This window comes from Streptomyces odonnellii, from assembly GCF_000981895.1.
GTDB lineage: Bacteria > Actinomycetota > Actinomycetes > Streptomycetales > Streptomycetaceae > Streptomyces > Streptomyces odonnellii.
The window spans coordinates 1-1,122 of sequence record NZ_LATD01000574.1 but is presented as its reverse complement, the minus strand read 5'-3'; the positions used below and the strand labels follow the sequence as shown (position 1 = coordinate 1,122).

The following is a 1,122-nucleotide window of genomic DNA, read 5'->3' as shown; positions in this document are numbered from 1 at the left end:
CCCCTCGTCCAGCAACGTGGACCCCCTCGCCGACGCCCTGCGCGGCGTTCCCGCCTGTCCCCCCGTCGTCGTACTCACCGGTGAACAGGCCCCGGACGCGCAGCTCATGGAGGCCTCGACCGTCCCCATCGGTATCGCCGCCGAGGCCCACGCGTACCTCGCCCACGGCGGTCCCGCCAATTTGGAGCAGCTCGCGCGCTTCCTCTCCGACACGGTCCTGCTGACCGGTCACGGCTTCGAGCCCCCCGCCGCCGCGCCCACCTGGGGCCGGGTCGAGCGGCGCGTCACCGCAGGCAGCCTGGGCGCGGACCGGCCGCTCGTCGCGGTCCTCTACTACCGCGCCCACCACCTCAGCGGCAACACCGCCTTCGTGGACGCCCTGTGCGAGGCCATCGAGGCCGCCGACGGCCGCGCCGCCCCCATCTTCGTATCGTCCCTGCGCGCCCCCGAGCCCGAGCTGCTGGAGGCGCTGAGCGGGGTCGACGCGATCATCACCACCGTGCTCGCCGCGGGCGGCACCCGGCCCGCCGAGGCCTCGGCCGGCGGCGACGACGAGGCCTGGGACGCCGGAGCCCTGGCCGCGCTCGACGTACCGATCCTCCAGGCCCTCTGCCTCACCAGCAGCCGTGCCGACTGGGAGGCCTCCGACGAGGGGCTGTCGCCGCTGGACGCGGCGTCGCAGGTGGCGGTACCGGAGTTCGACGGCCGGCTCATCACCGTCCCGTTCTCGTTCAAGGAGCTGGACCCCGAGGGGCTCCCGGTGTACGTCGCCGACGCCGAACGGGCCGCGCGGGTGGCCGGGATCGCCGTACGCCACGGCCGGCTGCGCTACCGCCCGAACGCCGAGAAGCGCATCGCGCTGGTGCTCTCGGCGTACCCGACCAAGCACTCCCGCATCGGGAACGCGGTCGGCCTCGACACCCCCGCCAGCGCGGTGGCCCTGCTGCGCCGACTGCGCGACGAGGGGTACGACTTCGGTACGGGGACGGCTGCCGGTGCGGGGACGGCTTCCGGTACGGGGACGGCTGCCGGTACGGAGAGCGCTGCCGGTACGGAGCCCGCCTCGGCATCCGCCCCCGCCCCGGCCCGGGCCACCGCGCTGGCGTGGGTGTCGAGGCCGAC

The 1,122-nt window shown here is 75.4% G+C and carries 1 protein-coding gene; it reads left to right on the top strand.

All coding sequences use genetic code 11. From position 1 onward, the window contains the following. Positions 1 to 1,122, top strand: a 1,122-nt coding sequence (locus tag WH07_RS35230) for a cobaltochelatase subunit CobN (protein WP_198533953.1), incomplete at both ends; no start/stop codon positions are given.